The 25,564-nt window shown below is 56.5% G+C and carries 26 protein-coding genes; 10 read left to right on the forward strand and 16 right to left on the reverse strand.

What is annotated here, in order from left to right:
- Window positions 1-12: 12 nt before the first annotated feature.
- From coaD to rfaQ, 7 genes are all read right to left on the reverse strand, one after another.
- Complete coding sequence (gene coaD / locus KO1_RS06770) at window positions 13-489, reverse strand: pantetheine-phosphate adenylyltransferase (RefSeq protein WP_004106901.1); 477 nt, start codon at window positions 487-489, stop codon at window positions 13-15.
- Complete coding sequence (locus KO1_RS06775) at window positions 486-1,262, reverse strand: glycosyltransferase family 2 protein (RefSeq protein WP_004106899.1); 777 nt, start codon at window positions 1,260-1,262, stop codon at window positions 486-488. Before KO1_RS06775 ends, coaD begins: the two co-directional genes overlap by 4 nt.
- Window positions 1,262-2,536: a lipid IV(A) 3-deoxy-D-manno-octulosonic acid transferase gene (gene waaA, locus KO1_RS06780; RefSeq protein ID WP_004106896.1), complete on the reverse strand. Its 1,275-nt coding sequence runs from the start codon at window positions 2,534-2,536 to the stop codon at window positions 1,262-1,264. Before waaA ends, KO1_RS06775 begins: the two co-directional genes overlap by 1 nt.
- A gap of 92 nt (window positions 2,537-2,628) precedes the next feature.
- The gene (locus KO1_RS06785) at window positions 2,629-3,618 is read right to left on the reverse strand and encodes a glycosyltransferase (protein WP_004106893.1); all 990 of its coding nucleotides are present in this window, start codon (window positions 3,616-3,618) and stop codon (window positions 2,629-2,631) included.
- A gap of 30 nt (window positions 3,619-3,648) precedes the next feature.
- Window positions 3,649-4,743 (reverse strand): glycosyltransferase, encoded by a 1,095-nt coding sequence (locus tag KO1_RS06790; protein WP_004116437.1) that lies wholly within the window; start codon window positions 4,741-4,743, stop codon window positions 3,649-3,651.
- Window positions 4,744-4,745: 2 nt separating this feature from the next.
- On the reverse strand, window positions 4,746-5,873 hold the full coding sequence (locus tag KO1_RS06795) for a glycosyltransferase family 4 protein (RefSeq protein WP_024274816.1): 1,128 nt from the start codon (window positions 5,871-5,873) through the stop codon (window positions 4,746-4,748).
- Window positions 5,870-6,946, reverse strand: a complete 1,077-nt coding sequence (gene rfaQ / locus KO1_RS06800) for a putative lipopolysaccharide heptosyltransferase III (RefSeq protein ID WP_024274815.1) — start codon at window positions 6,944-6,946, stop codon at window positions 5,870-5,872. The genes KO1_RS06795 and rfaQ overlap by 4 nt, the downstream gene beginning before the upstream one ends.
- 111 nt (window positions 6,947-7,057) lie before the next feature.
- On the opposite strand from rfaQ, the gene KO1_RS06805 reads away from it, so the two are divergent.
- Window positions 7,058-8,020: a polysaccharide deacetylase family protein gene (locus KO1_RS06805; RefSeq protein ID WP_024274814.1), complete on the forward strand. Its 963-nt coding sequence runs from the start codon at window positions 7,058-7,060 to the stop codon at window positions 8,018-8,020.
- A gap of 21 nt (window positions 8,021-8,041) precedes the next feature.
- Window positions 8,042-9,124: a glycosyltransferase family 9 protein gene (locus tag KO1_RS06810; protein WP_024274813.1), complete on the forward strand. Its 1,083-nt coding sequence runs from the start codon at window positions 8,042-8,044 to the stop codon at window positions 9,122-9,124.
- Between the two features lie 25 nt (window positions 9,125-9,149).
- On the opposite strand, the gene KO1_RS06815 is transcribed toward KO1_RS06810, so the two are convergent.
- The 5 genes from KO1_RS06815 to rfaD form a co-directional block, all read right to left on the reverse strand.
- Window positions 9,150-10,316: an O-antigen ligase family protein gene (locus KO1_RS06815; protein ID WP_004106875.1), complete on the reverse strand. Its 1,167-nt coding sequence runs from the start codon at window positions 10,314-10,316 to the stop codon at window positions 9,150-9,152.
- On the reverse strand, window positions 10,294-11,202 hold the full coding sequence (locus tag KO1_RS06820; protein WP_004106872.1) for a WaaZ-like lipopolysaccharide core biosynthesis protein: 909 nt from the start codon (window positions 11,200-11,202) through the stop codon (window positions 10,294-10,296). Before KO1_RS06820 ends, KO1_RS06815 begins: the two co-directional genes overlap by 23 nt.
- Window positions 11,202-12,173: a lipopolysaccharide heptosyltransferase RfaC gene (gene rfaC, locus KO1_RS06825; protein ID WP_004106870.1), complete on the reverse strand. Its 972-nt coding sequence runs from the start codon at window positions 12,171-12,173 to the stop codon at window positions 11,202-11,204. Before rfaC ends, KO1_RS06820 begins: the two co-directional genes overlap by 1 nt.
- A gap of 3 nt (window positions 12,174-12,176) precedes the next feature.
- Complete coding sequence (gene rfaF, locus KO1_RS06830) at window positions 12,177-13,235, reverse strand: ADP-heptose--LPS heptosyltransferase RfaF (RefSeq protein ID WP_024274812.1); 1,059 nt, start codon at window positions 13,233-13,235, stop codon at window positions 12,177-12,179.
- A gap of 116 nt (window positions 13,236-13,351) precedes the next feature.
- Window positions 13,352-14,296, reverse strand: coding sequence for an ADP-glyceromanno-heptose 6-epimerase (gene rfaD / locus KO1_RS06835; RefSeq protein ID WP_004106868.1), 945 nt, complete (start codon window positions 14,294-14,296; stop codon window positions 13,352-13,354).
- 214 nt (window positions 14,297-14,510) lie between these two features.
- Between rfaD and kbl the strand changes: the two genes are divergently transcribed.
- The 3 genes from kbl (at window position 14,511) to KO1_RS06850 (ending at window position 17,699) form a co-directional block, all read left to right on the forward strand.
- Window positions 14,511-15,704 (forward strand): glycine C-acetyltransferase, encoded by a 1,194-nt coding sequence (kbl, locus tag KO1_RS06840; protein WP_004116405.1) that lies wholly within the window; start codon window positions 14,511-14,513, stop codon window positions 15,702-15,704.
- 9 nt (window positions 15,705-15,713) lie between these two features.
- The gene (gene tdh, locus KO1_RS06845) at window positions 15,714-16,739 is read left to right on the forward strand and encodes an L-threonine 3-dehydrogenase (RefSeq protein WP_004106864.1); all 1,026 of its coding nucleotides are present in this window, start codon (window positions 15,714-15,716) and stop codon (window positions 16,737-16,739) included.
- Window positions 16,740-16,901: 162 nt separating this feature from the next.
- Window positions 16,902-17,699, forward strand: a complete 798-nt coding sequence (locus KO1_RS06850) for a glycosyltransferase family 2 protein (RefSeq protein WP_024274811.1) — start codon at window positions 16,902-16,904, stop codon at window positions 17,697-17,699.
- On the opposite strand, the gene KO1_RS06855 is transcribed toward KO1_RS06850, so the two are convergent.
- Genes KO1_RS06855 through gpmM form a run of 3 tightly spaced genes read right to left on the reverse strand, consistent with a single transcriptional unit; the run spans window position 17,696 to window position 21,460 of the window.
- The gene (locus KO1_RS06855; protein ID WP_024274810.1) at window positions 17,696-18,631 is read right to left on the reverse strand and encodes a divergent polysaccharide deacetylase family protein; all 936 of its coding nucleotides are present in this window, start codon (window positions 18,629-18,631) and stop codon (window positions 17,696-17,698) included. The genes KO1_RS06850 and KO1_RS06855 overlap by 4 nt on opposite strands.
- Window positions 18,632-18,634: 3 nt before the next feature.
- Window positions 18,635-19,906 carry a murein hydrolase activator EnvC gene (gene envC / locus KO1_RS06860; RefSeq protein ID WP_004106857.1) on the reverse strand — a complete coding sequence of 424 codons (1,272 nt, stop codon included), beginning with the start codon at window positions 19,904-19,906 and terminating at the stop codon, window positions 18,635-18,637.
- 9 nt (window positions 19,907-19,915) lie between these two features.
- Window positions 19,916-21,460, reverse strand: a complete 1,545-nt coding sequence (gene gpmM, locus KO1_RS06865; RefSeq protein WP_004106855.1) for a 2,3-bisphosphoglycerate-independent phosphoglycerate mutase — start codon at window positions 21,458-21,460, stop codon at window positions 19,916-19,918.
- 245 nt (window positions 21,461-21,705) lie between these two features.
- On the opposite strand from gpmM, the gene KO1_RS06870 reads away from it, so the two are divergent.
- From KO1_RS06870 to cysE, 5 genes are all read left to right on the forward strand, one after another.
- Window positions 21,706-22,137, forward strand: a complete 432-nt coding sequence (locus KO1_RS06870) for a rhodanese-like domain-containing protein (protein WP_004106853.1) — start codon at window positions 21,706-21,708, stop codon at window positions 22,135-22,137.
- Window positions 22,138-22,248: 111 nt separating this feature from the next.
- Entirely contained in the window at window positions 22,249-22,500 is a 252-nt protein-coding gene (gene grxC / locus KO1_RS06875) for a glutaredoxin 3 (RefSeq protein WP_004106850.1), read from the forward strand.
- A gap of 60 nt (window positions 22,501-22,560) precedes the next feature.
- A complete protein-coding gene (gene secB / locus KO1_RS06880; protein WP_004106849.1) occupies window positions 22,561-23,028 on the forward strand; it encodes a protein-export chaperone SecB in 468 nt (155 codons plus the stop codon).
- Entirely contained in the window at window positions 23,028-24,044 is a 1,017-nt protein-coding gene (gpsA, locus tag KO1_RS06885; RefSeq protein WP_004106848.1) for an NAD(P)H-dependent glycerol-3-phosphate dehydrogenase, read from the forward strand. Before secB ends, gpsA begins: the two co-directional genes overlap by 1 nt.
- 80 nt (window positions 24,045-24,124) lie before the next feature.
- Window positions 24,125-24,946, forward strand: coding sequence for a serine O-acetyltransferase (gene cysE / locus KO1_RS06890; RefSeq protein WP_004106845.1), 822 nt, complete (start codon window positions 24,125-24,127; stop codon window positions 24,944-24,946).
- Window positions 24,947-25,050: 104 nt separating this feature from the next.
- Here cysE and trmL read toward each other — a convergent pair whose 3' ends face one another.
- Complete coding sequence (gene trmL / locus KO1_RS06895; RefSeq protein WP_004106843.1) at window positions 25,051-25,524, reverse strand: tRNA (uridine(34)/cytosine(34)/5-carboxymethylaminomethyluridine(34)-2'-O)-methyltransferase TrmL; 474 nt, start codon at window positions 25,522-25,524, stop codon at window positions 25,051-25,053.
- Window positions 25,525-25,564 lie beyond the last annotated feature (40 nt).

Here is a 25,564-nt window from a genome sequence, read left to right on the forward strand (position 1 = left end):
GATGGCGCAGGATTACAGCTTCTTCAGCAGCGCCTGGTGAACGTTTGCCGGCAGAAAGTGGGAGACGTCGCCCTGGTGGCGCGCCACTTCTTTTACCAGCGAAGAGGAGATAAACGACCACTCTTTGCACGGCATCAGAAACACGCTCTCCAGCGTCGGCATTAAATGACGGTTCATATGGGCCAGCTGCATCTCATATTCAAAATCCGCCACCGCCCGCAGGCCGCGAATTAAAATGTTCGCCTGCTGCGCGCGGGCAAAATTGGCCATTAAATCGCTGAAGCCAATAACCTCAACGTTGACCAGATGCGCCGTTGCCTGGGTGGCCAGCGCGATGCGCTCGTCGAGAGTGAACATCGGCTTTTTGCTCGGGCTGGCGGCGATAGCCAACAGCACCTTATCGAACATGCTGGCCGCGCGAGTGACGATATCGATATGGCCGTTGGTGATAGGGTCGAAGGTTCCCGGATAGATCGCTTTTGTGCTCATAATGACACTTTCTCCGAGTAGCCGCGGCTCAGGGCCCACAGCTCGGTGTATTTATTAAACGTGTATTGCGCGTTGACCACCGCCAGTAGCCAGCCTTGTTTCCCATCCAGAATGCCGCCGCGCAGCAGCAGCGTTTTCACAAAGGCGCCCAGCGTATGGCCGAAGATAGCGGCCAGCGAGGTCTTTTTGCCTCTCTGATGGCGCTCCTGCGCCCAGGCGGCGGCGTAGGCCAGCTGCTTTTGCTGAAAGCCGGAGAAATCACGGCAGGTCAGATGCAGCAGATCGCCCGCGAGTTCGATAACCGGCGCGCCTCGGGCATCGAGAGATTCGTGGACCAGATTATCGTTATAGCGGTAACGGCCGCGTTCGTACAAGCGCATCACGCGATCGGGATACCAGCCGCTGTGGCGCATAAAGCGGCCAAGAAAATAGTTGCGCCGGGCAATGCTGTATATTGCGCCGGTTTGCGGCGCGGCCAGCACGCTGCGGATAGACTGCGCAAGCTCCGGAGTGACGCGCTCGTCGGTATCGATCATCAGCACGTAATCGCCGGTGGCGTAGTCCTGGGCGCGCTGGCGTTGAATACCGTAGCCCTGCCAGTCGCGATTGACATGCACCTGAACGCCCATGCTGCGGGCTAATTCGACGGTGTTGTCGCTGCTGCCGGAATCCAGCAGCACTATCTCATCGGCCCAGCTTACCGACGCCAGACAATCAGGCAGCAGATCCGCCGCGTTTTTGGCGATCATCACGACCGAGAGTCGAGGCGACATTAGTGGCTCCGCTGCGGCAGATAGGGTTGCAATAACTGTAGCAGACGGGAGAGGGCGCCCTGGTTTTGGTGCAGGACTTCCACCGCGTGACGACCATACCACAGACGGTAATCTTCATCGGTCAGCAGGTTTGACACCTCCGTCACCAGCGAGTCGGCGTCGGTGACGGTAATCAGTCCATCGTCCTGCTGCAGCTTGGCGCAGATATCTTTGAAGTTAAAGGTGTGCGGGCCCATCAGTACCGGTATCGCATGAGCAGCGGGCTCCAGCGGGTTATGACCGCCGCGCTCCACCAGGCTACCGCCGACAAACGCGAGGTCGGCAATGCCGTACAGCAGCATCAGCTCACCCATGGTATCGCCAATCACCACCTGGGTACTGTTCGACGGGATTTCGCCGGTACTGCGCAGGGTGTAGCTCATTCCCGCTTTCTGCACCATCTCGCGGGCGTCGCCGAAGCGCTCCGGGTGGCGCGGGACAAGGATCAGCAGCAGGTTGGGGAAGCGCTCCAGCAGCTTTTTATGCGCCTGAAGAATGATTTGCTCTTCGCCGTCGTGGGTGCTGGTGGCAATCCATACCTGGCGGTGCGGCGCCCACTGGCGACGCAGGGTGATAGCGCGAGCGGCCAGCTCCGGCGTGACTGAAATATCAAACTTCAGGCTGCCGGTGACCGCCAGTTGATTGCGTTTCAGGCCAAGGGCGATAAAGCGGCTGGCGTCTTCTTCATTCTGTGCGGCGATAAGGGTAATGCGGCTCAGCAGCCGACGCATAAATTTGCCCAGTTTGGCATAGCCTTTCGCCGAGCGTTCGGACAGCCGGGCGTTGGCGATAACCAGCGGAATTTTGCGTTTATGCAGCGTGGCGACCATGTTCGGCCACAGTTCGGTTTCCATGACGATAACCAGCTTTGGCTGAACGGTATTGAAGAAGCGGTTCATTGCGCCGGGAAGATCGTAAGGCAGATAGACGTGATGGACGTCTTTACCGAAAGCGGACATCGCGCGTTCGGAGCCGGTTGGCGTCATGGTCGTGACGGTGATCGGCAGATAGGGGTAGCGGTGGCGTAGCGCGCGCACCAGCGGGATAGCCGCCAGCGTTTCACCCACGGAAACGGAATGCAGCAGGATGCCACCCGGTTCTACCTTGTTCTGGCAGAAGCCATAACGTTCTTTCCAGCGTTTACGATAGGCAGGGGCCTTACGGCTGCGTAACAGCAGTCGCAGCCACACCAGCGGCTGAATGAGGTAAAGTAGGGCGGTATAAAGCAATTCCAAGCGATTTATCCGTATTTATGTTTTTGCGGGCAAATTCTAAGCATTTAACCCGCGTAAAGCTATCTCTTTGGCGGAAACTAAGGGATTCAGTATTAAGCCGCGTCGCGATAGCGCTTGATGCGCAGATAGCGGCGTCCAAGACGCCAGCGTAGACGGAACGTATGGGCATTTTTCCAGATCAGGCTCCAGATACCGCGGTCAAAGAACTCTTTAATGATAATATGCTTTTTTGACTCATCTTTCATGCTATCGAAGGTATGAATAATTCCCAGCCCCTCTTTAGCGATCTGCCAGCGGCAGGCGGAAATATTGCGAACCTTGTCCGGATAGCGCTGGTTGATGGCGTCCAGCATCTCAAGAATCTTCATATAGTGGCGCGCTGAACGCATCAGCGTATCGTCATTGTCCGGCTTATGCGACACCGATTCCGAATGGATGTAGTAATCGTAGAACTGCTCGCTGGTGTACTGCACGCGTTCTGCCGCCAGCAGCACTTCCGTGGTCCAGGGAATATCCTGATGACGCAGGCCCGGCTCAAAATGGAAGCGGTGATCCGCGATAAACTCGCGGCGGTAAATATTGAGCCAGGTGACATGCAGGAACTTACGAGAATCCAGCGCCTGTTTTAACCAGACGTGGCCGGGCAAAACGCCGGTCGACTGTAGCCGGTCCAGCGGGAAAATAGGATGGATATCTTTTTTTGTCTCGTAGACGTAGCGGCCGTTGCAGGTGGCGACGTCAAGATTGCCCTTTTCCGCCATTTCCAGAAGCGTACGGTACATGCCCGGGTAAAGCTTATCGTCGATATCCGGAAAGGTCAGGTATTTACCGGTCGCCGCGGCGAGCCCGGTATTGCGCGCCACCGACACGCCCTGGTTTTCCTGTTCCAGTACGAGCACGTTTTGCAGGCGCTCTTTCCACTGGTCGATAACCGCAAGGCTACCGTCCGTCGACCCGTCGTTCACCAGGATCAGTTCATAGCTTTCCAGCTGCTGTTGCTCAAGGCACTCAAAGAATTGCGCAAGGAATTTTTCGCCGTTATAGACGGCGGCTACGATGCTTAGTAAAGGCGTTTGACTCATAAATCATTCGATCCTGGTTGAATAACGGCGTCAGGCGCTGCGCAGCTGACGATACTGCTGACAAATCGATGCCACGCTGAATTTCTCCAGCGCCGAGGCGTCGATGGCAGGGGGGCTATGGTAAATGCTTTGCATCGTCTGAGCCAGCGCCGGGCTGTTGAGATCCGCCAGGCCGCGCGACAGCTCGCCGGTGAGGATCTCGGTCACGCCGCCCGGGCAGCGGGTGCTGGCGACCGGTGTATCCAGCAGCAGCGCTTCAACCACCACGTTGCCAAAACCTTCGCTATCGGAGCTCAGGACCAGCATCCGCGCGCCTTTGATCCACGGCAGCGGATTTTTCTGGAAGCCTTTAAACAGGACGCGATCGGCAACCTGTAGCTGCTGCGCCAGCTGGCGCAGGCGCTGCTCTTGTTCCGGTTTTCCCTGTCCCAGCAGTACCAGCGGCGCATCAATACCGCTTTGCGCATACGCCTCAATCAGGCGGTCGTGGCGTTTACCGGGATGAAAGCGGCCCACGTGAATAATATAGTCGCCGTCGGGTCGCTGGCTGGGCTCTTCAGCCGCTGCGCGCAGCGCGGCGATATCAAACGGGTTATAGATGGTTTTCAGCTGGGCCGGGCGAATGGCGAACTGCTCGACCAGATCTTGACCTACCGCATCGGAGACGGTGACGACGTTGCGTCCCTGGTAAACGCGTCCGATCTTCTGCTGCTTCAGCCAGCGGTCAAAACCGGTGCGATGGCCGAGATAGGAAGTAGAGAATACGCCGTGCAGGCAATACCAGACGTTTCGCCCGTTCAGCAGGCGGCTGCGGGAGACAATGCGGTCAGTTTTATGCAGATTCGAGAGCACCAGATCGAAGCGGCCCTGCCGTTCTGCGCTATCGATGGCCGCATCAAGCTGGCGCGCGCGCCGGGAGAGTTCCGTCAGTTTGCGCCACGGTTTGCGGCAGCGGTCGGCGATGACCTGATAATCCAGTCCTTCCGGCAGCGGATAATCGCAGACGTCGCGCAGGGAAAAAAGCGATACCTTTTCCCCCTGGCTGAGAAAGTGCGCCGCCAGCGTCAGCACGACTTTTTCCGCGCCGCCGCCGGGCAGACCGTCGATAACAAACAATATGCGCATCGTTATTTCACCAAATCCTGATAAAGGGAGAGCAGCTGCGCCGAGAGGCGTTCGCTGGTGCAGGCCATGATGCGCTCGCGGGCGCGTTCGCCTTCCGCGGAGCCTAACGCCCGGGCGGGAAGGGCGCTAACCGACTCCTGCAGGGCCGGGATATCCAGCGCATCGCAAACGTAGCCATTGCTGCCCTGAACAATAAACTCCGCGCCGCCGCAGCCGGTAGTGGTAATGACCGGCAGGCCGCAGGCCATCGCTTCGAGAATAACGTTGGGGAACGGGTCGTACAGCGTCGGCAGCAGCAGGCCGTCGGCCATCTGATAAAACGGCAGGGTTTCCGACTGCATGCCGAAAAAGCGCACCCGCTCATCGCAGTTCAGCGTTTTCGCCAGCTGCTGATAACGACTTTGCTCTTTATCTTTGCCTACTACCAGCAGGTAGCGGTTGGTCGGCGCGATGGCGCGGATCGCCGCATCCAGCCCCTTGCGCTCAAAGCCGGAGCCGACGTAAATCAGGCAGGTCGCCTGGAGCGGCAGATTCCATTTGGTACGCAGCGCGACAAAGGCCGCTTCCGTCGGCGGCAGAAAACGCTGGTTATCGATGGCGTTATAGATAACGTGGATTTTTTCCGCCGGCAGGCCGAAGTCTGCAATAATCTCGCGTTTAATCATCTCCGCGTTGCAGATAACGCCGCGCAGGTGCGAGTCCTGGTACATTTCGCGTTCGGCCTGCATCACATAGCGATGGTAGCGGTCGGCAAACAGCAGGCGGCTTTTCCAGCCGGGCAAAATGCGCGAGCGCTGCTGCAGCCAGCGGCGGTGTACGCCGTCTCCGGCGCGGTACAGGTCGCAGCCGGGGATACGCTCATGGCTTTGCACCAGATCGAAGGCTTCGCGCTGCCACAGCTGGCGGGCGGCGTCGGCAAACCCACGCTCGCGGCTGATCCGCCCCCATTTACGCGGATTGCAGATGTGGATGTTCCACTCGGGCTTCACCGGCCCCTGCCACTCGCGGGTGATGACGTTCAGCTCAAGGTCGCTGTCGTCGAGGGCCTCCAGCGCGCGGGAGACAAATCGTTCCGCGCCGCCGTCCGGGCGATACTTCTGGCGTACCAGAGCCAGCCTGAATTTACTCATGCCAGTACCTTTTTCGCCGCCGCGATAACCGCGTCGGTGGGGATTAAATCGAGATAGCGTTCCTCGGTGTTGGTATCTATGTCGTCAGGGTCGGGAATCGAGCCGAAATCACCCGCCCAAATTACCTCCCCCTGCGCCTGCCATGGACGCCAGAAAGTGAGCTTGGAGGGGCCGAATAGCGCCACCAGCGGTGTGCCCAGCGCGGCGGCCATATGCATCGGCACGGAGTCGACGCCGATAAACAGGCGGGCATGGTCGATGAGAGACGCCAGCTGGCGCAGGGTGAGCTGCCCGGCGAGGGAGTACAGGCGAGCATTGGGACAGCCCGTCATAATCGTGTCGATCATCTGCTTCTCTTTGGCGTCGGGGCCGGAGGTCAGCACGACCGGATAGCCTGCCTCAGAAAGCGCGTTTATCAGGGCGCTCATCCGCGCTTCGCGCCAGCATTTAAAGAACCAGCGGGAGGTCGGCTGAATGACGATATAGTTGTCCCGAAATCCTTCCGGCAGCAGCGCGCGGCTGGCGAGCCAGTCCTGTTCGCTGTAGCCCATCGTTGCCGGCGCATCATCAATATCCAGCCCAAGCGGCGCCAGAATCGACAGATTCTGCTGTACGGTATGCAGCTGGTTGTGCAGCTCGGTTGAGGCGAGGGCGGTATGGCAAAAACGCCAGGCCGGATGACGACGCTTCGGAAAGTCAAAGCCGATGCGGGTGGTCGCCCCGGTCAGTTTAGTGATAATCGCGCTGGGCCACTGATCGGCAAGATTGAGCACCATATCGTAGCGCTGCTGGCGGAGCGTATGGATCAGCTGCCATTCCATCTTGAGCTGATGGCCGGTGCCCTGTTTTTTCCAGCGCCGATCGATACCATAAATATGGCGGATCTCAGTATTCGCTGCGAGCATATCCCGGGTTTCTTCATAAAGCAGCACATCCACGCAGGCGGCGGGGTATTGCTGTTTTAGCGAGTGAATAAGCGGCGTTATCAATAACATATCGCCATGATGGCGAAGCTTAATAACCAGGATTCGCGCCGGGTTCACGCGGCCGGAAGTGCGGGTTTCAGGCGTCATTCTCTGTTCTTCATTCAGGGTCAGGGCTCCGATTCTAGGGGATCAGATAGATTGAGAGAAGCCTTGTCTTGCTCTACCATGACCCGATACGTATGGCCTGAGGACGTTTTCGTGCACAAACCCGCATTTCTCATCACGATTGATACAGAGGGCGATAACCTCTGGCAAAAACATGACAGCATCACCACCGAGAATGCGCGCTATTTACCGCGTTTTCAGCAGCTTTGCGAAAAGTATGGCTTCAAACCGGTTTATTTGACCAACTATGAAATGGCCATCGACCCGGTTTATATCGAATTCGCCAAAGATGTGATTGCCCGGGGGACGGCGGAAATCGGCATGCATCTGCATGCCTGGAACAGCCCACCGACCGACCCGCTTACCGATGACGACTGGCGGCATAAACCGTATCTGATCGAGTACAGCGATACGGCGATGCGTGCCAAAGTCGACTATATGACCCGTCTGCTGGAGGATACCTTCCAGACTAAAATGGTCAGCCATCGCGCCGGACGCTGGGCGTTTGACGAGCGCTACGCGCGTCTGCTGGTGGAGTATGGCTATCTGGTCGATTGCTCGGTTACTCCCAGGGTGAACTGGAAAACGGCGAAAGGCGCGCCGCAGGGCGACGGCGGTACCGATTATCGTCACTTCCCGCAGCACGCCTACTTTCTCGACGAGAACGATATTCGTCGTGAAGGCCAGTCGCCGCTGCTGGAAGTGCCAATGAGCATTCAGTACAAGCATTCTGCGTGGATGAATAGCCTGAAGCAGGGTTACGATCGCCTGCGCGGCAAAGTCCGCTCGCCGTCGGTACACTGGCTGCGTCCGATGGGCGGCAACGTGGAGACGATGAAAAAAGTGGTTGAACAAACGTTGACTCAGGGTAATGACTACGTCGAATATATGCTCCACTCTTCTGAGTATATGCCTGGCGGCAGCCCGACGTTTAAAAACGAGCAGGATATTGAGCGCTTATATGCCGATCTGGACGCTTTTTTCAGCTGGCTGGCACCGCAGGTGAAGGGAATGACGTTGGCGGAATATTACCAACAGAAACGCGCACAGCGATAAAAGATCACAACCAGGTACCGTATGCGTATCGTGAAGCAGTTCACGCGGAAGAAAAATGCCTTCTTCCGCGAAATTAAATTTAATTTAATTAACTATCGTTACAGAAATAAAAGCGCACGCCAGCCTTTTAATCCCGCGAAGATTCAGCATGTTTTATTATTGCGCCTGGATGACAAAGTCGGGGATATGGTCGTGACGACCGGCTGCGCAAAGCTTTTGGCCGACCGGGGCTATAAGGTATCTGTTCTTACCGGGCCTGTCTGTAAACAGATGCTTGCCGGTGCGGATTTTCTTGAGCAGGTCTATTTATATCAACCGCGGATGCCCTTAGATGCGCTGCGTGCGGTGGGATTTGACGCGGTCGTTGATTTTGATGATGTTAAAACCTACGAGCGTTTTAAACTGCTCTCTGATCTGCGGCCTGGCTGCGTTATTGGTTTTAATAAACAAGAATATAAGCTTTACGATCACTCCATTCCTTTTTTTGACAGCGCCAGGCATATTTCCGCCCGCTACAAAGAAGTGGCCAGGCTATTTGGCATAGAACACGATCGTTACCACTATCATCTGCCCGGCGATCTTCACGAACGGGAAAGGGTTAAGCTTTTACTTAATCAGGAAAAAGCGCGCGCGCTCTGTATTGCGATCAACCCGTTTACCGCTTCAACGGATAAAGACTTTTGTCATCACCAGGTGGCGACTCTGATTGACCGCCTGCATACGCTTCCGTATGCCGTGAGCGTCGTCATGGTTGGGCATAGCGAAAAAATTCGCCAGCTAAATCTGGATAAAGCGCTATATCTGCCTGATAGCAATATTAATTCAGCGGTAGAGATCGTTCGCCAGTGCGATCTGGTGATTACGGCGGATACCGCCATCGTGCATATTGCCCGCGCATTCGACAAGCCCATGGTGGCGGTTTACAACAAACGTAAGCTCAAAGATACCGGTTTGCCGGGCTATACTATTTGGGCGCCGGGTTATGACAAGGCCAGACAGATTGTCTGTGAAGAGACCCACGTCGCCGACATGACGATTGACGCCGTCTGGCCGGTGATTAAAGCGCAGGCGGACGACCTGGTTGCCTCTCGCGAGCAGGCATAAAAAAGGCCCGTAACGGGCCCTTTGCTTAGCGTTTCGCCTTCAGGCTGCCGCTCAGCGCAATACCCAGCGGTAACCAAAACAGCGGCCAGGTTTCGCGAGGATTGCTGATGATAAACATGCCCTGCGAAGCCATAAAAATCAGCGCATAGATAAAAATCGCCAGTCCGTAGCGGCCATCCTGCTGTTTGCGCCATGCCTGCCATAGCCCTCCGGCAATCACCGCCAACAGCAGCGCCAGACCAATGATGCCGCCTTTCAGCAGGGCGCCAAGATAGACGCTGTGGGTGGTGGTGATATGTTCGCCGCTGTAGTTGGTAAAGTTCAGCTCGTAGTCAAAACCTCGCCCCAGCCACGGCTGGCTGGCCACTTCCTCGATCGTATGATGCCAGATGCTGATGCGCAAACCGCTTTGCGTCCCCAGCTCCTCAAAGCGCGCCAGCAGCAGGTCTCCAGTGGGGGTGAAGAAGAAAAGCAGTCCCAGAATCATCGCTAACGCGGCGACAATCAAGATATTACGGCGGGTAAAGACGTGCAGATGCAGGGTGCAAACAAACGCCACCAGTAGGGCGATAATCGGGCCGCGGCTTTGGGTCAGAAATAGCATCACCAGCATGATAGCCATCGGCACATACAGAAGGTGGCTGCCTTTTTCTTTCAGCAGCATGGCGCAAATAAGAACCCCAATACCGCAATAACCCGCCAGGTCGATAACGTTGGTCGGGCCGGGATTATCCGGCGACACCAGGCGCTCCTTGAGGACCAGGGTGAAGTCGATAACCATCGTCCAGATAGACAGCACCGCGATCCCGGCCACGATGCTCAGCAGCGTCAGATGCCGGGTGCGAGGATGGCCAAGTAGCGTTGTCAGCAGCAGAAGATAGAAAATGGTATAGGTGCCGTGGGTCAGAGGGGAATCGATATGCTGCGGCGTCTGGCCCCAAATATTGCTCAGCGCATAGTACACGCAGAATACGACCAGCAGACCATAGACCGGCCACTGCTGGCGCAGGCTCTCCGCTAATGCCCGGCGGTTGTCTGTGTTCAGCTGTGAAAGCAAAAACAGCAAAATGGATAAATGAAGAAGGTTATTTGCGCGAGTTGATACGCAAAAAATAGCGCTAAAAAACAGAAACAAAGGAAAGAAAATGGTGTAACCCTGTCTGGCGTAACTACTGATTTTTAAAGTACTCATCAAATGAAACCTTTTCGAAAATCGTTTCCGGAACCGCGCTTTCTAAGGAGAAGTTAACGACCCGAATATGGTTTTGTTGCAGCACGTTGGCAGCGTGCGAAAAGGACGGCATGACCAGGTCATCCACCTTATTTGCCAGCCAGGAGGGGAGTTTATCCTGTTCCGTTTCGTAGAATCGCGGCTGGTTGAAATTGCTCATATCCAGCCCGCTTATCAGAATGGTTTTAAATCCCAGCCACATCAGAATTTGCAGAGCCCAGTAGACCACGGTACCGGCATCAAAAATGCCATGGCGGATGTCGGTGCTAAAGCAAATATCCTGCCTTTGCGGATGAAAGCGTAGCGCGGTGACGCCGCGCCAGACCTGCTGTATCGCGCTTCTCGGGACTTTAGGCTGGTAAATTTTATAACAGGCGTCTTCAATTAATGCCAAACGACAGCGAAGCGCTGAGCCGTGGCGGTCGAGGATTTTGGCAATGCCATGCATGGTGGTGAAGAGTACGATATCCGGTTGGCTAATCACCGCACGAATAATGTCCGGTTTTTTATCGTAAAACTCCATGTCCACAATAGTATAGAGCGAAAATTTAATTTTATCAGAGAGATGCCACGCGCCATTCACCCCCATCACCGGGATGCTTTTCGGCAGCCGCGTAAAATCGATACTGCGCGTAGAGGGACCGGTTGCCGTCAGCAGCACTTCGCCCTGAGCGCTATCTTTTAGTTCGCTGAGGTTGACCAACGGGACCGCTTTCCCTTTGTATTTCAGGGTGCGGATTTCACCGCTTGCCGCGCGGGTGATATGGGTAAACGGCCAAAGATTTTCGTTATGGCGAAAGGCTCGTCGATGCGTGTAGCGATAGATCTGCTTAAATAATGAACCCATTAAGCCAGTTCCTGAGATTTCAACAGTTGCAGAATCCGGGAGGCGGCAATATCCCCCGTGCTGTTGCCGCTTTCCGGGCGCACGACATACTGGTTTTTACCGTAACCGCCAATCAGCCCCGGATCGGTCGGGCCGTACAGCGTGAAGTTCGGTTTATCGAGCGCGGCGGTGAGATGGCTCAGTCCGGTATCGACGGAAACCACTCCGCGCGCGCCTGCCAGCACCTGGGCCACCTGCTCCAGGCTCATACGCGGCAGGACGTCGACAAAATCGTGCCCATCCGCCAGGCGTCTGGCCCGCGCTTCTTCATGGGGGGCGCCCCACGGCAGTTTGATACGCACGCCGCTGTCGGCAAGCAGAGCGATCAGCGCTCGCCAGTTCTCTTCCGGCCAGTGTTTATCATCCCGCGTTGTGGCGTGGAGAAATACCAGATAGGGCACAGCGGAGGCGTCGGCCTGGCGCAAAAAATGGCGAGCGATAGCGTAGTCGCCCTGGGTTTCCGGCTTCGCGTAGCCAAGGCTTTTAGCGAACAGCTCGCGGGTGCGCTCAACGGCGTGCTGCTGTTTGGCGATATGGTGGCGACGGTTATAGAACAGGCTCGCCAGCGGTTCGCGAGCGGTCTGCCAGTCCATACCGTGCTTAACGCCGCGGGCCAGTCGGGTGACCAGCGCGGCGCTCTTCACCAGCCCCTGGGCATCAATGATGGCGTGGTACTTTTCCGCCTGTACGGCGTCGCGAAATGCCTTGCGCTCGGCTTTAACGGGCGCGGAAAACCACGCCTTGCGCCAGCGACGAATCGCCACCGGAATGACCCTGTCGACGGTCTCATGCCAGGAGGGGATCTGTGCGAAGCCCTCTTCAACCACCCAATCGAAACGAATGCCGGGAAAGGCCAGCGCGGCGTCGCTCAGCGCGGGCAGCGTATGCAGCACGTCGCCCATGGACGAGGTTTTTACGATCAATACCCGCATCCGTCAGGCTTCCTCTTGTTCCGTTTTTTCCAGCAGCAGGTCGTTTAATTCTTCCAGTACGCGCTGCGGCGTAATGTCGATCAAACTCTGATGATAGCCTTCGGCGGCGTCGCCTTTACGCACTTTGTGGTAGCCGCTGATCAGGCGGATAACGCGCGCTTTGTGCGACAGCGGAGGGGTGAAGTCCGGGCTACTTGGCCCATAGAGCGCCACCAGCGGACGATCCAGCGCCGCGGCAACGTGCATCAGGCCGGAATCGTTGCTAACCACCGCTTTACAGGCGGCGATCAGAACGACGGCCTGCTCAAGCTGAGTTTCCCCGGCCAGGTTGCGGCACCATGCCTGCTGCTCGGTCGTGAGCGCGGCAAGGATTTCATTACCCGCTTCATGATCTTTTGCGGAACCAAACAGCACGATTTGAAAGCCTTCATCGATCAGCTGTTTCGCCAGCTCGGCGTAGTGATAGTGTGGCCAGCGTTTTGCCGGGCCGAACTCTGCGCCTGGGCAGAAGCCGATTATCGGGCGCTCGGCTGAAATATTAAATGCGCTACAGGCCTGCGATTTTTCGCCTTCATGCACCTGCAGCTGCGGCCAGAGCAGCGGCTGCGGCAGATCTTTCGCGCAGCGCATCACGCCTTTATCGTATGCGAGACCGACGTAGCGTTCGACCATCAGCGGCCAGGCCGCTTTATCCAGCTTACGGGCATCGTTCAGCAGGCCGTAGCGCATCTCGCCGAGCCAGCCGGTGCGATGCGGGATACCGGCGAAAAACGGCACCAGCGCCGATTTAAACGAGTTCGGCAGCACGTAAGCGCGATCGTAGCGACGCTCGCGCAGGCTGTGCCCAAGCTTGCGCCGTTCGCCGATTTCCAGCGCGCCGTGGCCGAGCGGCATCGGGATCGCTTCGTTGACTTCCGGCATGCGCGATAGCAGCGGACGGCACCATGCGGGCGCCATCACGTCGATTATCGCCTGGGGATAGCGCGCCCTGAGCGTACGATAGAGACTTTGCGACATCATCATGTCGCCCACCCATGACGGGCCCACCACCAGTATCTTCATTCATTTCATCCTTCAAGCTGTCTCTGCGTTGGCTGCCTTCGTTCACTTCAGTCACATCGTTATCCTATGTTCCTGAAGATTCGCTCAGTTGCTGCCTTAATACCGCCCGAATGATTTTATGAATTTGCATGATTGTCGCGATTGAGCCAGGCCATATATTCCGTTACGCCTTCGGCGACGGTCTTGAACGGTTTATCATAGCCCGCTGCGCGCAGGTTAGTGAGATCCGCCTGGGTAAACGCCTGATAGCGGCCTTTCAGCTTATCCGGGAACGGAATGTATTCGATGCTGCCTTTCTTATGATAAGCCAGCGTTGCGTCTGCAACGGCCTGGAAAGACTCCGCGCGGCCGGTGCCAAGGTTAAAGATGCCGGAAACGCCATTTTCCCAGAACCACAGGTTTACCGCCGCGACGTCGCCGACGTAGACGAAGTCGCGCTTGAAGCCATCGCTGCCTTCGAACAGTTTCGGACTTTCGCCATTATTCAGCTGAGTGTTCAGGTGGAACGCGACGCTGGCCATGCTGCCTTTATGACCTTCGCGCGGCCCGTAGACGTTGAAATAGCGGAAGCCGACGATCTGCGAATTTGCTTCCGGCAGGATCTGACGGACGTATTCATCAAACAGAAACTTGGAGTAGCCGTAAACGTTGAGCGGCTGTTCGTATTCGCGGGATTCAATAAAGTCGCTGGTGCGGCCGCCGTAGGTCGCGGCGGAAGAGGCGTACAGGAACGGGATTTCACGCTCCAGGCAGTAGTGCAGTACCTCTTTGGAATACTGATAGTTGTTATCCATCATGTACTTGCCGTCCCACTCTGTAGTGGACGAGCAGGCGCCTTCATGGAAAATGGCGTCGATATCGCCGAACTCCTCGCCCGCCATAATTTGGATCAGGAAGTCTTCTTTATCCATGTAATCGGCAATGTTCAAATCCACCAGGTTGATGAATTTAGTGCCGTCTTTCAGATTATCTACGACCAGAATGTCGGTAATGCCTTTGTCATTCAGCGCCTTAACGATATTGCTGCCGATAAAGCCTGCGCCGCCGGTAACGATGATCATAACTGTAACCTTTGAAGTGGGTAGTCCAGAGACAATCCGGACATGAATACTCCTATCATATCACCACATCGGAAAGGCTTCAGCCATTCGCCGATAAGGTGAAGAGGGTCTCGTGATTTATGCTGCAAATAATTCATGCAGTAATGCATCATCTCGTATCAGCGTATAGCTTTAGGTAATATGTGCCAAATTTTGCCGAATCTGGAGAGTTGCAATGCGTGGTGATTTCTACAAACAGTTAACCAATGACCTCGATACCGCGCGCGCGGAAGGGTTGTTTAAAGAAGAGCGTATTATTACTTCGGCGCAGCAGGCGGATATCACCGTCGGCGGTAGCCAGGTCATTAACTTCTGCGCCAATAACTATCTGGGTCTCGCGAACCACCCGGATCTCATTGCCGCCGCGAAAAGCGGTATGGATAGCCACGGTTTTGGCATGGCCTCCGTGCGCTTTATCTGCGGCACTCAGGATAGCCACAAAGCGCTTGAGAAGAAGCTGGCGGATTTTTTAGGCATGGAAGATGCGATTCTGTACTCCTCCTGCTTCGACGCCAACGGCGGACTGTTTGAAACTCTGCTCGGCGCAGAGGATGCGATTATCTCCGATGCCCTGAACCACGCGTCGATCATCGACGGCGTGCGCCTGTGTAAAGCGAAGCGCTTCCGCTATGCCAACAACGACATGCAGGAGCTGGAAGCCCGTCTGAAAGAGGCGCGTGAAGCCGGCGCGCGTCATGTGCTGATCGCCACCGACGGCGTGTTTTCGATGGACGGCGTGATAGCCAACCTGAAAGGCGTTTGCGACCTCGCGGATAAATACGATGCGCTGGTGATGGTCGATGATTCTCATGCTGTGGGTTTCGTAGGGGAAAACGGCCGCGGTTCCCATGAGTACTGCGACGTGATGGGCCGCGTTGACATTATCACCGGTACGCTGGGTAAAGCGCTGGGCGGCGCGTCCGGCGGCTATACTGCCGCGCGCAAAGAAGTCGTCGAGTGGCTGCGCCAGCGCTCGCGTCCGTATTTGTTCTCCAACTCGCTGGCTCCGGCGATTGTCGCCGCTTCGATCAAAGTGCTGGAGATGGTGGAAGCCGGCAGCGAACTGCGCGACCGCCTGTGGTCGAACGCGCGCCTGTTCCGCGAAAAAATGACTGCGGCAGGGTTTACCCTCGCGGGCGCCGACCACGCCATTATCCCGGTAATGCTCGGTGAAGCCACCGTGGCGCAGCAGTTCGCGCGCGAGCTGCAAAAAGAAGGTATCTACGTCACCGGATTCTTCTATCCGGTGGTTCCAAAAGGCCAGGCGCGTATACGTACCCAGATGTCTGCGGCGCATACCCCTGAACAAATTGAACGTGCGGTGGAAGCCTTTACCCGCATCGGTAAACAACTGGGCGTCATTGCCTGAGGGTGTGAGATGAAAGCGTTATCCAAACTGAAGGCGGAAGAAGGCATCTGGATGACCGACGTACCGGAACCGGAAGTCGGCCACAACGATCTGCTGATTAAAATTCGCAAGACCGCGATTTGCGGTACCGACGTACATATCTATAACTGGGACGAATGGTCGCAAAAGACCATTCCGGTACCGATGGTTGTGGGCCATGAATACGTTGGCGAAGTGGTGGGTATCGGTCAGGAAGTTCGCGGCTTTAAGCTGGGCGACCGCGTTTCCGGCGAGGGGCATATCACCTGCGGCCACTGCCGTAACTGCCGCGCCGGCCGTACGCATCTGTGCCGCAATACGACGGGCGTCGGCGTGAACCGTCCGGGCTGTTTTGCCGAATATCTGGTGATCCCGGCGTTTAACGCTTTTAAAATTCCGGACAATATCTCCGACGATCTGGCATCGATTTTTGACCCGTTTGGCAACGCTGTACATACCGCGCTTTCATTCGACCTCGTGGGTGAAGACGTACTGGTTTCCGGCGCAGGCCCCATCGGCGTGATGGCGGCCGCGGTGGCGAAACACGTTGGTGCGCGCAACGTCGTGATTACCGACGTTAACGAATATCGCCTGGAACTGGCGCGCAAAATGGGCGTCACCCGGGCGGTGAATGTGGCGAAAGAGAACCTTAGCGATGTGATGGCCGAGCTGGGCATGACGGAAGGCTTCGATGTGGGCCTCGAGATGTCCGGTGCGCCGCCGGCGTTCCGCACCATGCTCGATACCATGAACCATGGCGGGCGCATCGCCATGCTGGGTATTCCGCCGTCGGATATGTCCATCGATTGGACCAAGGTGATCTTCAAGGGGCTGTTTATCAAAGGGATTTATGGTCGCGAAATGTTCGAAACCTGGTACAAGATGGCCGCGCTCATCCAGTCCGGCCTCGATCTGTCGCCGATCATCACCCACCGCTTTGGCATTGATGATTTCCAGCAGGGCTTTGACGCGATGCGCTCCGGCCAGTCTGGCAAAGTTATTCTCAGCTGGGATTAACCTGCTCCGAATTTGAGCTTAAAAAAGCGTCTGCGGGCGCTTTATTTAGAGAGCTGACTTCCACTTTTCTGATTTTTAATCCACTCCGCACTTTTTCTAAATCGCTTTCTCACCTATTCGTTTATACAGTCAGTTTAATCGCAGTTTAACCACACAAATACTATGCTTAAACTCTCTGTATGCTTATTGACCTGTAATTCATCCCGCTTATTACGGGAGGTTTTACCACCTTTGCTTAAGGTGGCCGATGAATTTATCGTCATCGACTCAGGCAGCACGGATGCCACGCTGCAGATTTGCCAACAGTTCGGGCTCACCGTTCACCATCATCTCTATACTTCTCACGGCGCGCAGATGAACTACGCGACCTCTCTGGCCTGCCACGATTGGGTGCTGTGTATGGATAGCGATGAGATTCTTGACGACGAAGTGGTGGCGGCTATTCTGGCGCTGAAGGCGGGGGACGATCCTGACCCGGCCCGCGCCTGGCGACTGCCGCGTTACTGGTTCGTACTGGGCGAGGAGGTTCGCACCATTTATCCGGTATCATCGCCGGATTTCCCGGTTCGCTTGTTTAATCGCTCCGTCGCCAGGTTCAACGATCGGCCGGTAGACGATCAGGTCGTGGGCTTTCAGCACTCCAGCAAGCTACCGGGCTTCGTGCGACATGACACCTTTTACTCCCTGCATGAGGTGTTTAATAAGCTCAATAGCTACACTACGCGGCTGGTTAAATACCAGAAGATCAGGCCATCTCTCGCACGCGGAGCGATCAGCGCGATTGGCGCTTTCTTTAAATGGTATCTGTTCAGCGGGGCCTGGCGAAAGGGTAAGGTGGGCGTGGTCACCGGGCTCTATGCGACCTTTTATAGCTTTCTGAAATACTTTAAAGCCTGGTATGCCCATCAGGATAAGCCGGAATCCGCGGCGGATAAACGCCGGGACTCCAGGACGGTTTAGTTGGTGGGGGTATCCCAGCCCTGCCACTTCAGCTGGTAATACTGCACCAGCGTACTCTTGCTGATGCTTTCGCTCAGAATGGTAAAGAAGCGGCTGGCGTTGATCGGCTCCGGAGGGCGCTTAGATTTGCACTGCTTCACGCCACGGAACGGGTTGCGCGGCGGCTGTTTCGGCGGCGGGGCAGCGTTCGGCGTTGAGGTGTCCACCTGCGGCTCGTTGAGCAGGCTGCTCGGGCGAACCAGGGTGATATCCGGCGGCAGGTTATACACCATCTGCTGCAGCACGCGCACCGTCGTCGGGTGCGGGTGGCCGATAGCAATTGCGGAACCGTTGCGTCGCGCCAAAGCGATGGCGCGGTTGAACTGATAGCGAATATCCGCTTCGTTTTGGGTATCGTCGAGGAAAACCTTACGCTTAATCACCTTAACGCCGGTGCCCTGCGCCGCCCGCATGGCCTGGGTATTGCCGATGGTGACGCTATCCAGAAAGTAGAGATTGTAGCGCTCAAGCGCCTGCATCACTTTCTGCATACCGAAGAGATTCGACGTCATGGCGCTGCCCATATGGTTATTCAGCCCCACGGCGTACGGAACCTTACCGTAGGCTTCGCGGATAATGCGTTCTATCTCGCTGCTGTTCATCTCCGGGCGGAGGGTATCTTTTTCCAGCGGCTGTTTACTGATCGGCGCCATCGGCAGGTGAATTAGCACCTCGTGGCCGAGATTATGCGCTTTCGTCGCCATTTCGCGGGCGTGGGGCGCATTAGGAAGTACGGCAACGGAGATCGTCGCTGGCAGCGCCAGCACCTGATTTTCCGTTTGTGGACGATAGCCAAAGTCGTCGATAACAATAGAGAGTTTGCCGGCAAAAACCGGCGACGCCATAACCAGCGTACTGGTTACCGCGAGTGCAATTCTGCGAAATTGAAGCAAAACTTATCTTCCCAACCACGGCTGTGGATTGACCGCCTGACCCTGGCGGCGAATTTCGAAATAGAGCGACGGGCGGCCCTGACCGCCGCTGCTGCCTACGAGAGCGATCGGCTGGCCCGCCCGGACCTGAGTGCCGACGCTGACCAGCGCGCTTTGGTTATAGCCGTAAAGACTCATGTCGCCTTTGCCGTGTTCAACGACCACCACCAGGCCATAGCCCTGCAGCCAGTCGGCAAGAATAACCCGACCATCGGCAACGGCTTTGACCTCGGTGCCTTCAGACGCAGCGATAACCATCCCCTTCCAACGTAGTTCACCTTGCAGCTGTTCGCCATAGCGATGGAGAATTGAGCCGCGAACCGGCCAGAATGCCTGGCCTCGCGGTGAACCAAGCCCGCCGGTGCGGGACATCAGCGAGCGTTCGCTTTCGGTAGGTTTGTAGGTGGTGCCTTTACGTGAGGCTTCCTGCTGGCGATTGCGTACGTCCTGCGCTTCGCGGGCTTCGCGATCCGCTCGCGCTTTGGCCGCCGCCGCCGCCTGGGCGATACGACCGCGCAGGCGTGATTCGTTAGCCCGCATTTCGCTGAGCTGCTGCTGGCCTTGCTGAATAGAGGATTCAAGGCTGGCGAGGGTTTTTTTACGCTCGTTGCGCGCCTGCTCCAGCTTACTCTGCTGGGCGCGCTGCTCGTACACCAGGGTTTGCTGCTGGCTCTGTTTCTCTTCCAGCATGGATTTTTGCACCGCCACGTCTTCGCGAGTTTGCTTGAGCTGGGCGATGGTTTCCTGACGCGCCTGGTTCAGATAGCCAAAGTAGGCCTGCAGACGCTGATTACGCTGCCCCTCTTCGCCGCTGAGGATCATCTGGATGCCGGTGTGCGGCCCCTGACGAAACGCGGCATCGAGCTGGGCGGAAAGGTTGCGCTCCTGCGAGGCGCGCTGACGCTCCAGCTTCGCGAGCGCGGCGTTCATTTCGTCGATCTGCTTATTTAGCTGGTTCAGCGTTTCCTGGGTTTCGCGCAGCTTGCGCGCGGCGGCGGAGATGGCCTCCTCCTGCGCTTTAAGCTGGGCAACCAGGGAAGCACGCTGCTGCTGCTGCTGTTTAATCGCCCGCTGTTTAGCGGCGATGTCGGCCTGAATGGATTTAAGCTGGTCGCGATCGTCGGCGTGAGCAGATGCGGCGCACAGCAATACGCCAGCGCTAAGCGCGCTGGCGTAAAGGACGGATCGAACTGCCGTTGCGATCCATGTAGTTGAATAAGTCGCCTTTCCCCTCATGGGGAAGGATTATTCCACGATGAACAGCGGCTTGCCAGTCATCTCTTGCGGGATTTCCATTCCCATCAGCGTCAACATGGTCGGCGCGATGTCGGAAAGTTTGCCGCCGTTGACCGCTTTGACGTTTTTATCGCCAACGTAAATCAGCGGAACCGGCAGGTTGGTGTGCGCGGTGTGCGCCTGGCCAGTGGCCGGATCGCGCATCTGCTCGGCGTTGCCGTGGTCTGCGGTGATCAGCAGCTGTCCGCCTACGGATTCAACGGCTTTGCTCACCTGGTCGATGCAGTCATCCAGCGCTTCGACCGCTTTAACGGCGGCTTCCATCACCCCGGTGTGGCCAACCATATCGCCGTTCGGGTAGTTGCAGATGATGGTGTCGAACTGACCGCCCTTGATGGCGGCAACCAGTTTTTCGGTCAGCTCAGCGGAGCTCATTTCCGGCTGCAGATCGTAGGTTGCGACCTTCGGTGAATTGATCAGAATGCGCTCTTCGCCTTTGAACGGCTCTTCAACGCCGCCGTTGAAGAAGAAGGTGACGTGAGCGTATTTTTCAGTTTCGGAGATGCGCAGCTGGGTTTTGTCATTTTTCGCCATCCATTCGCCGAAGGTGTTCACCAGAGATGCCGGCGGATAAGCACAGGCGACTTTAATGTCTGCGGCGTACTCGGTCAGCATGACGAAATCGAGGTTAACCACTTTCTTACGGGCAAATCCGTCGAAATCGGCGTTAACGAAGGCGCGGGTGATTTCGCGAGCGCGGTCGGCACGGAAGTTCATGAAAATCAGCGCATCGCCGTCTTCCATGGCCGCATCGGCCTGGCCTTCAGCGCGAATAACGGTTGCTTTCACGAATTCATCGTTTTCATCGCGTGCATAAGCGGCCTGGAGGCCCGCAACGGCGGTATCGGCCTGGAACTCGCCTTTCGCCAGAGTCATCAGATCGTAAGCCTGCTCAACGCGATCCCAACGGTTGTCGCGATCCATGGCGTAGTAGCGGCCAATGATTGAGGCGACGCGGCCCTTGCCGAGTGCGGCAAATTTATCTTCGAATTTCGCCAGCGTCTTTTCAGCGCTGCGCGGCGGGGTATCGCGGCCGTCGAGGAAAGCGTGCAAATAGATTTTATCCGCGCCGCGTTCGGCTGCCAGCTCCACCATCGCCATGATGTGGTCTTCGTGGCTGTGGACGCCGCCCGGAGACATCAGGCCCATGATATGCACGGCTTTGCCAGCGGCAACGGCTTTATCCACCGCGCCGGTCAGTACCGGGTTGGCGAAGAAGGTGCGTTCTTTGATTTCAACGTCCAGGCGGGTCAGGTCCTGATACACGATGCGGCCCGCGCCGAGGTTGACGTGGCCCACTTCGGAGTTACCCATTTGACGATCCGGCAGACCGACTTCCAGGCCTGACGCATCAATCAGAGTATGCGGACGTTTTGCCCACAGTGCGTCCATAACAGGGGTTTTGGCGCTGTAAATAGCGTTATCCTGCTGGTCTTCACGGTAGCCATAGCCATCCAGAATCACCAGTACCATAGGTTTTTTAGAAACCGACATTGCGACAACCTCATGCTCAAAGACAGAAAATTTGCGTAATTTTACTACAGCTGAATCGATCAAATCACCGTAAAAGATCAAAGAAAGAGGGCGGCCAGAGCGCATCGCCGCGGCGAGAGCGGTTTTTTTTCGTGACGGGCCGCAGAAAATACATTACATCGCGCTCACTGGCTGTATTTGCCGCAATGCACAGGTATACTCCTTCCCTGGTTTTTTTCTCACTTAGTCGGGAGTTGTAACCCCCCATGCAAGAAATTATGCAATTCATCAGCCGTCACCCCGTCCTGAGCATCGCGTGGGTCGCGCTGCTGGCGGCGGTGCTGTTCACCACCTTTAAAGGGCTGATGTCGAAAGTTAAAGTCATCACCCGCGGTGAAGCGACGCGCCTGATCAACAAAGAAGATGCCGTGGTTGTCGACCTGCGTCAGCGTGACGATTTCCGCAAAGGTCATATTGCGGGTTCTATTAACCTGCTGCCGAGCGATATCAAAGCAAATAACGTCGGCGAGTTGGAAAAGCACAAAGCACAACCCATTATAGTAGTAGACGGCTCAGGTATGCAGGCGCAAGAACCCGCCAGCGCGCTGAACAAAGCCGGTTTTGAAAAGGTCTTCGTACTGAAGGAAGGCATCGCAGGCTGGAGCGGCGAGAACCTTCCGCTGGTACGCGGTAAATAATTTACCCGCGTCTTTATGGCGTAGTGCGGTTTCCCCTGTGCCGGCGATTCGCCAGCGGGGGAACATTGCCTGCGGTGTAAAACCCTCGGGGGTAAAAACAGGAGTGAAGTCATGGCCAATATTGATATCTATACCAAAGCGACATGTCCGTTTTGCGTGCGTGCGAAAGCCTTGCTGAACAGCAAGGGCGTCACGTTCAACGAGTTGCCTATCGATGGCGATGCTGCAAAGCGTGAAGAGATGATTCAGCGCAGCGGTAGGACGACGGTTCCGCAGATTTTTATTGATGCGCAGCACATTGGCGGCTGTGACGACTTGTATGCGCTTGATTCACGTGGTGGACTCGATCCCCTCTTGCGCTAATTTTTTGCGCTCATCTCCATTGGACGGGCGTACTTAAGGACAACACGAAAGGGTTTTACTATGTCAGAACAAAACAGCACCGAAATGACTTTCCAGATTCAGCGCATCTATACCAAAGATATTTCTTTTGAAGCGCCGAACGCGCCGCAAGTTTTCCAGAAAGATTGGCAGCCGGAAGTTAAACTTGATCTGGATACAGCTTCCAGCCAGCTGGCTGAAGGCGTGTATGAAGTGGTGCTGCGTGTCACCGTAACCGCCTCGCTGGGCGAAGAAACTGCATTCCTGTGTGAAGTTCAGCAGGGCGGTATTTTCTCCATCGAAGGCATCGACGGTACCCAGATGGCGCACTGCCTCGGCGCATACTGCCCGAACATTCTGTTCCCGTACGCGCGTGAGTGCATCACCAGCCTGGTTTCTCGCGGTACCTTCCCGCAACTGAACCTTGCGCCAGTGAACTTCGATGCGCTGTTTATGAACTATCTGCAGCAGCAGGCTGGCGAAGGTGCTGAACAACATCAGGATGCCTGATGAACGCGCTTAACGCTGCAATGACTGTAATCGGTGCCGGCTCTTACGGCACCGCTCTTGCCATCACCCTGGCAAGAAATGGCCACCACGTTGTGCTGTGGGGCCATGACCCGAAACATATTGCGACGCTGCAGCACGATCGCTGCAACGCCGCATTTCTTCCTGACGTTCCTTTCCCCGACACGCTGCATCTGGAAAGCGATCTGGCGACCGCGCTGGCTGCCAGCCGCGATATTCTGGTAGTCGTGCCGAGCCACGTTTTCGGCGAAGTGCTGCGGCAGATTAAACCGCTGATGCGCTCTGACGCTCGTCTGGTCTGGGCGACAAAAGGTCTGGAAGCGGAAACCGGACGCCTGCTGCAGGACGTGGCCCGTGAAGCCCTGGGCGACGATATTCCGCTGGCGGTAATTTCCGGTCCGACCTTTGCGAAAGAGCTGGCGGCAGGCCTGCCGACGGCGATATCGCTGGCGTCGACGGATCCGCAGTTTGCTGATGATTTGCAACGCTTGCTGCACTGCGGCAAGAGCTTCCGCGTCTATATCAACCCGGATTTTATCGGCGTGCAGCTCGGCGGAGCGGTGAAAAACGTTATCGCTATCGGCGCCGGCATGTCTGACGGTATCGGCTTTGGCGCCAATGCGCGTACCGCGCTGATTACCCGCGGGCTGGTCGAAATGTCTCGCCTCGGGGAGGCCCTTGGCGCCGATCCGGAAACCTTTATGGGTATGGCGGGCTTAGGCGATCTGGTGCTCACCTGCACCGATAACCAGTCGCGTAACCGCCGCTTCGGCATGATGCTCGGCCAGGGTATGGATGTGCAAAGCGCTCAGGAGAAGATTGGCCAGGTGGTTGAAGGCTATCGCAATACCAAAGAGGTTCGCGTTCTGGCGCAGCGTTTAGGCGTCGAAATGCCAATAACCGAGGAAATTTATCAGGTATTGTATTGCGGAAAAATTGCGCGCGAGGCAGCATTGACCTTATTAGGCCGTGCACGCAAGGACGAGCGCAGCAATTAACCGTAATGGAACCTGGATCACCTGAATGACCCGGCCAGCGAAGAACTGGCCGGTCATGATTATATCGTCTGGAGTCAGCAATGCCGTGTGAAGAACTGGATATCGTCTGGAATAACATTAAAGCCGAAGCCCGGGCTTTAGCTGACTGTGAGCCGATGCTCGCCAGTTTTTACCACGCCACGCTACTCAAGCACGAAAATCTCGGCAGCGCCCTGAGCTATATGCTGGCGAACAAGCTGGCTTCTCCGATTATGCCCGCCATCGCAATCCGAGAAGTGGTGGAAGAGGCCTACGCCGCTGACCCGGAAATGATCGCTTCCGCTGCCTGCGATATTCAGGCGGTGCGAACGCGCGACCCGGCGGTGGATAAATACTCGACCCCCCTGCTTTACCTGAAAGGGTTCCACGCGCTGCAGGCCTATCGTATCGGCCACTGGCTATGGAATCAGGGGCGTCGGGCGCTGGCGATCTTCCTGCAAAATCAGGTTTCCGTATCGTTCCAGGTGGATATCCACCCGGCGGCGAAGATTGGCCGCGGGATCATGCTTGACCACGCCACCGGTATTGTTGTCGGCGAAACGGCGGTGATTGAAGACGATGTGTCGATTCTGCAATCCGTGACCCTCGGCGGTACCGGTAAAACTAGCGGCGATCGTCATCCGAAAATTCGTGAAGGGGTGATGATTGGCGCCGGGGCGAAGATCCTTGGCAACATCGAAGTCGGGCGCGGAGCAAAAATCGGCGCGGGTTCGGTGGTGCTGCAGCCGGTGCCGCCGCATACCACCGCCGCAGGCGTACCGGCCCGTATTGTGGGCAAGCCAGAGAGCGATAAGCCCGCAATGGATATGGATCAGCACTTTAATGGCATACACCATACCTTCGAGTACGGTGACGGTATTTGATTGATTTCCCGGAGGCGATGCTGCGCATCTATCCGGGCTACAAAGCCGAGCGCAGTCTGGTAGCCCGGACAGGCGCTACGCGCCGCCTCCGGGAGAAAGCCAGCTCAGCTGCGCAGTACCGCGCCGGGATATCCCAGCTGGCGCCAGGCTTCATAGACCACCACCGACACCGCATTTGACAGGTTCATGCTGCGGCTGTCCGGCATCATCGGAATACGGATTTTTTGTTCTGGCGGCAGAGCATCAAGAATACTGCCCGGCAGTCCGCGAGTTTCCGGGCCAAACATCAGATAATCGCCGTCCTGATAGCTCACCGCGCTGTGCGCCGGCGTGCCTTTGGTGGTCAGGGCGAACAGGCGCTGCGGCTTTGCGCTTTCAACAAACGCGGCGTAATCGCGATGGCGCTGGACGGCGGCGAACTCGTGGTAATCCAGACCGGCGCGGCGCAGGCGCTTATCATCCCAGGCAAACCCCATAGGCTCGATAATATGCAGATTGAAGCCGGTGTTAGCGCACAGGCGGATGATATTCCCGGTATTTGGCGGGATTTCTGGTTCAAATAAGACGATGTTAAGCATGCTGCCCCCTTAATTGCGGGGGGCAGAATAGCAGATATTT

It is taken from the genome of Klebsiella oxytoca NBRC 105695 (assembly GCF_001598695.1).
Classification (GTDB): Bacteria; Pseudomonadota; Gammaproteobacteria; order Enterobacterales; family Enterobacteriaceae; genus Klebsiella; species Klebsiella oxytoca.